At 38.3% G+C, this 5,905-nt stretch carries 4 protein-coding genes; 3 read left to right on the top strand and 1 reads right to left on the bottom strand.

Annotated elements, in window-relative coordinates; genetic code table 11:
• Positions 1-50: 50 nt before the first annotated feature.
• Complete coding sequence (locus CYP51_RS05870) at positions 51-2,624, top strand: ATP-dependent Clp protease ATP-binding subunit (protein WP_103624747.1); 2,574 nt, start codon at positions 51-53, stop codon at positions 2,622-2,624.
• 105 nt (positions 2,625-2,729) lie between these two features.
• Here the strand turns inward: CYP51_RS05870 and CYP51_RS05865 are convergent, their stop codons facing one another.
• Positions 2,730-4,268 (bottom strand): inorganic phosphate transporter, encoded by a 1,539-nt coding sequence (locus CYP51_RS05865; protein WP_103624746.1) that lies wholly within the window; start codon positions 4,266-4,268, stop codon positions 2,730-2,732.
• A 130-nt stretch (positions 4,269-4,398) separates the two neighbouring features.
• On the opposite strand from CYP51_RS05865, the gene CYP51_RS05860 reads away from it, so the two are divergent.
• Positions 4,399-5,301 carry a Ppx/GppA phosphatase family protein gene (locus CYP51_RS05860; RefSeq protein ID WP_103624745.1) on the top strand — a complete coding sequence of 301 codons (903 nt, stop codon included), beginning with the start codon at positions 4,399-4,401 and terminating at the stop codon, positions 5,299-5,301.
• Between the two features lie 30 nt (positions 5,302-5,331).
• On the top strand, positions 5,332-5,763 hold the full coding sequence (locus CYP51_RS05855; protein ID WP_103624744.1) for a GatB/YqeY domain-containing protein: 432 nt from the start codon (positions 5,332-5,334) through the stop codon (positions 5,761-5,763).
• The last annotated feature ends 142 nt before the right edge of the window (positions 5,764-5,905 follow it).

The raw sequence follows: 5,905 nt of genomic DNA, 5'->3' as shown, positions 1-5,905 counted from the left end.
AGACTAAAGTTATATAATGGCGACCATATAAAATAATCCAAGGAGATTTAATGGCTGATATAACAGAAAATTTAACAGCTCAGATGCAAGAAACTCTTGAAAAAGGCGTTAGTTTGGCGATTTTTTCTAAAAATCCACAAGTTGTACCACTTCATATTTTTTGGGCTTTGATTGCAGATAGCAATTCTATTTTAAACCAAGTATTTAATAAAATGAATATAAGTAAAGATGCTGTCGAGCTTGAAGTAAAAAGTAAAATTTCATCACTTCCAAGTAGCTCAAACGTCACTAAAGATAACGTTTCAGTTTCAAGAGAGCTTATAAATTCACTTGAAAACGCAAAAGCCTTAATGGTAAGCATGGGTGATAGTTACATCGCTGTTGATACATGGATCATCTCGGCTCTTGAGCTTAGTGAGATCAAGCAAATTTTGAGTAAATTTTGCGATATTTTGGAGGTTAAAAAGAATCTTGAGAGCATAAGAGGCGGCAAAAAAATAGATAGCCAAACTGGCGATGATACGCTTGATAGCTTAGAGAAATTTGGTATCGATCTAACGCAAAAAGCGCTAAATAAAGAGCTTGATCCAGTCATCGGCCGTGATGAAGAGATCACTAGGATGATGCAAATTTTAATAAGAAAGAGCAAAAACAACCCTATATTATTAGGTGAGCCAGGCGTTGGTAAAACAGCCATCGTTGAAGGGCTAGCTCAAAAGATAGTCGCTCGTGATGTGCCAACAAGCCTTGCAAACAAGCGTGTCATCGCGCTTGATATGAGTGCAGTCGTAGCTGGCGCAAAGTATAGAGGCGAGTTTGAAGATAGGCTAAAAGCTGTCATTGACGAGGTTAAAAAAGCTGGTAACATCATACTTTTTATAGATGAAATTCACACCATCGTTGGAGCTGGTGCGAGCGAGGGCGGAATGGACGCGGCAAATATCCTAAAACCAGCTCTTGCACGTGGCGAGCTTCACGCTGTTGGTGCGACGACATTAAAAGAGTATAGAAAATACTTTGAAAAAGATGCAGCGCTTCAAAGACGTTTTCAGCCAATAGACGTTAAAGAGCCAAGCGTAAATGAAGCACTTCAAATTTTACGTGGCATAAAAGAGCGTCTTGAAGTTCATCACGGTATCACGATAACAGATAGTGCGCTAGTTGCCGCAGCAAGGCTAAGTGACCGCTACATCGCAAATCGCTTCTTGCCAGATAAGGCGATCGACCTTATAGATGAGGCAGCAGCTGAGCTTAAGATGCAAATAGAGAGCGAGCCATACGAGCTTTCAAAGATAAAACGCGAGATCGTAACGCTTCAAGTAGAAAAAGAAGCTCTAAAGATGGAGGATGCGGATAAAAATAAAGAAAGACTTGGCGAGATCGAAAAAGAGATAGCTGACCTAAACGAGAAAAAGCTAGCGCTTGATACAAAATTTGAAAACGAAAAGGCCGTTTTTGGCGGAATTTCAAAAGCAACAAAAGAGATCGATAGCCTAAAATCACAAGCTGAGATAGCAAAAAGAAATGGCGATCTTCAAAAGGCTGCCGAGATAGAATACGGCAAGATAGCTGACGCTAAAAAGCACAAACACGAGCTTGAAGAAAAATGGGAGAGCATGAAAAAAGAGGGCGTACTTCTTAAAAATCAAGTCGATGAAGAGCTTGTAGCTGAAATTTTGAGCAAATGGACTGGAATTTCAGTTAAGAAGATGCTAACAAGCGAAAAAGAGAAGTATCTACACATCGAAGAGCATCTAAGAGAGAGTGTTGTCGGTCAAGATGACGCATTACACGCACTTGCGCGTGCTGTTAAGAGAAACAAAGCAGGGCTAAATGAAGGTCAAAGGCCTATTGGTTCGTTTTTATTCCTTGGACCAACAGGCGTTGGTAAAACTCAGTCAGCTAAGGCTTTGGCTAAGTTCTTATTTGACGATGAGAAGGCGCTTATCCGCTTTGATATGAGCGAATATATGGAAAAACATAGCGTGAGCAGGCTTCTTGGTGCGCCTCCAGGATATGTAGGCTACGATGAGGGCGGTCAGCTAACAGAGGCGGTTCGCAGAAGACCATACTCAGTCATACTTTTTGACGAGGTTGAAAAGGCTCACAAAGATGTATTTAACATACTTTTGGGCATTTTAGATGATGGACGCGCGACTGATAACAAAGGCGTAACGGTTGATTTTAAAAACACTATCATCATTTTAACTTCAAACATCGCTTCAAATTTCATAATGGAGCTAAAGGGCGAAGACCGCGATGTGGCTGTTAAAAACGAGCTTAAAAACTACTTTAAACCTGAGTTTTTAAATAGGCTTGATGATACTATCATCTTTAATCCTCTAAACGAGCAAGGCTTGATATCTATCGTTGAGATCATGTTTAAAGAGCTTGAAAAAACTCTTCACAACCGCGGTATCAAGGCAGTTTTAAGCGAAGAGGCTAAGAAATTTATTGCAAAAGCTGGTTTTGACATAGTTTATGGCGCAAGACCTCTTAGAAGAGCGCTTTATGAGCTAGTTGAAGATAAGATCGCTGATATGATCTTAAAAGATGAGCTTGAAAGCGGCGATGAGATCACCATTGATAGCGATGGTGAGAAGATCATCATTAAGAAAAAATAACTTCAAATTTACTTGGCAGGTTAAATCAACTTGCCAAGCCTTCATATAAAATTTATACAAAAAATATCTAAAAAATAGGGCGGTTTTTGCTACTTAAAAATACGACTAAACGCCTAAAAATTTAGCAAGGGCAAAATAAAATATAGCTGATGAGATAGCAGCTGCTGGAAGCGTGATGAGCCAAGCTAATATAATTGGTCTTACCATTTTCCAGTTTGCATTTTTATTTACGATACCGATACCTAAAACTGCGCCTATTAGGATATGAGTTGAACTAACTGGTATGCCAAGCTTTGTAGCTAGAAGGATGACGATGCTTGAGGCAAGCTCTGCGCTAAAGCCAGTTGTCGGTAAAATTTCAGCTAGTTTTGAGCCAATGGTTGTGATGACCTCTTTGCCTAAAAACCAAAGTCCAACAACAAGTGAAATGCCAAAGGTTACCATTGCGATGCTTGGGATCGGCGAGCTTTCGTTTATAGAGCCAGTTTTTAGCACGTCAAGCACAGCTGCAAATGGTCCAACTGCGTTTGCGATATCGTTTGCACCATGTGAAAATGCAAAAGATGAAGCGGTAAAAATTTGAAACCATGAGAAAATTCTATTGATGCTCTTTTCGCTATCGTTTTTGCTCATGACGTTTATAATAGCAAGGCTTGCAAGATACGCTAGAGCCCCAATCACAAAGATGATCCAGACGGTTTGGATGATACTAAAGGCTAAATTTATATGCTCTAGCCCTTTAAAAAGCATCATCGATGAGATGACCATTGCTGCAAATCCAGCGATGATCGGGATGTGCTTTTTCATCGCTTTAAATGTATCTATCTCTTTTTCACTATCTTTCATAATGCGAATTTTTGAGCGGTACTCGCTGTATTCAGTGGTTTCGATCTCGTCCTCATCGATAACTGCGATCTTTGAAAGAGTAGCTATTTGCTCCTCAGCCGGCTTTGTTTTTAGTGCTTTTATGAAGCTTTCTTTATATGCTTTTCTCTCAGCCTTTAGCGCTTTTAGATTCATTTTAAGTTCATGTGTTGGCTCGATAATCTTACTTTTTACGTAGCCAAATATAATGTAAGACATCACGCCGCCAAGTAGTGGTGAGATAACCCAACTTACGGCGATCCTGCCGATCTCGCTCCATGAGACCATGTTAAATGGTTCTGGATCTTTTATCATAAAGCCCATAGCAAGTCCTGCTCCAACTATGCCGCCAACGATCGAGTGAGTGGTCGAGACTGGCAGACCTTTTTTGGATGCGTAAAATAGCCAAAGGCCTGAGCTAAGAAGGGCTGAGATCATGATGATGACAAATTTCATCGGGTTTAGATCGCTTGGAAATTTCACGATCTCGTTTCTAATCGTATTTGTAACCTCTGATCCTGCAAATATCGCACCGCTAAGCTCAAAAATAGCTGCGATGATGAGAGCTTGCTTAAGTGTTAGCGTCTTAGCACCAACGCTTGTGCCAAAGCTATTTGCAACGTCATTTCCACCGATATTAAAGGCCATAAAAAGACCAAACATGCCAGCGATCAAGAATAAAAAGTAGTTATTTGTCGGGATGTACTGATAGCCCCAAACGAAAAATCCAACGCTACAAATTGCAAAAATAACAAATGCTAATAAGTTATCTCGAAGCAATCAAGCCCCCTCATAAGGTTTTTGATAGGGATTATATCTTGAAAAATATTAAAGTTTTTAGAATTTTTCAACTTTAAATGATACTAAATTATCATATGTTAGAATCTGCAAAAATTTTTAAGGATAAATTTTGGTTATAGCGATCGATCTTGGCTCAAACACATTTCGCGTAGCGCTTGTCAAAAAAGAACAAAATGGCTTTAGTAATGAGCAAATTTATGAAAAGATAGTGGGAGCTGCTAGAGGACTAAATGATAGTGGCAAGATAGCAGATGAGTCTAAAAATAGGCTCTTTGAAGCGATAGCGGAGGCTAAAAGTAAATTTGACTTTGATAAATTTAAATGCGTAGCAGTCGCAACTGAGGCTTTTAGAGTGGCATCAAATAGCGAAGAGATTTTTAGCGAGATAAGAGAGAAATTTGGCATAAATTTTCATATCATCGGCGGTAAAGCAGAAGCAAAGCTTACATTTTTGGGTGTTCAAAATGCTTTTAAAAAGCTTGGAATCAGTGAAAATTTTAGTATCATTGACATCGGTGGAGCAAGCTCAGAGATCGGTGAAGATGGAAATTTTATGAGCTTTAAATTTGGCATTATTACATTTTTTGAGAAATTTAAAACACTTGATTTAATGCAAGAAAATGCAAAAATTTATACAAAAGATGCAAGAGAATTTTTAAATAGCTTAAAAAATAAATTTATCGTGCTGACTTCTGGCGTACCAACTACTATCGCAGCGCTACGACTAGGACTTAACTACGAGAACTATGATCCAAAAAAGGTAAACGGATTTGAGCTTAAAAATGACGATCTTGCCTGGTTTGTAAATGAGCTTTTAAAGATGGACGATAAGAGCGCTGATGTGGCGGTTGGAAGAAGCAGAAAGTATCCGCTCATCGCTGGAACCTTGCTTTTAGAGGAGCTTTTAAGTAAGCAAGAAGCAAAATTTTTAGTTATTGACGATGGGCTTAGAGAAGGTGTTGGGGTGACCTATCTGCAAGGAAAATTTCAAGAAATTATCACAAATTTTTAGTTAATATTTCAAAAATTTAAAGGAGAGGAAATGAGTATAAGAGAGCAAATTTTAGCTGATATAAAAGAGGCTATGAAGGCAAAAGATGAGTTTAAAAGAGATACTTTAAGAACGCTAAATGCAGCACTTAAGCAGGTCGAAGTCGATCAAAGGATCGAAATGACTGATGAAGTGGTACTTCCGCTACTTCAAAAGGAGATCAAAAAGAGGGCTGACTCAGTTGAGCTTTATATAAAAGGTGCTAGAGAGGATTTGGCTAAAAAAGAGCAGGGCGAGATTGAGCTTATTAAGGCATATTTGCCAGCACAACTAAGTGATGAAGAGCTTAAAGAGAAAATAAAAAAGATTATTGAAAGAGCTGGTAAAAATTTAGGCGCTGTAATGAAAATAGCAAAAGATGAGATCGGAGCAAGTGCTGAAGCAAAACGCATAAGTATGATCGCAAAAGAGCTTTTGGCTTAAAATCTACAATTTTATAAAACTTCTAATTTTTGAAAACTTACTTTGTAATGTGTAAGTTTTCAAAAAAATCAAATACGACTTTCATTTTAAAAAGATAATTTAAAAGCATAATACTTAATACGAATATGTTAAAAGTTAAAAT

Origin of the sequence: Campylobacter concisus (assembly GCF_002912895.1) — a bacterium.
GTDB classification, from domain to species: domain Bacteria; phylum Campylobacterota; class Campylobacteria; order Campylobacterales; family Campylobacteraceae; genus Campylobacter_A; species Campylobacter_A concisus_G.
Note: the sequence above shows the minus strand (reverse complement) of the source record. Positions and strands in the feature narration are given on the sequence as shown.

Excerpts from the sequence above, each read along its gene's own strand:
- CYP51_RS05870 (WP_103624747.1), top strand. The coding sequence starts at position 51 with ATGGCTGATATAACAGAAAATTTAACAGCTCAGATGCAAGAAACTCTT.
- CYP51_RS05855 (WP_103624744.1), top strand. The coding sequence starts at position 5,332 with ATGAGTATAAGAGAGCAAATTTTAGCTGATATAAAAGAGGCTATGAAG.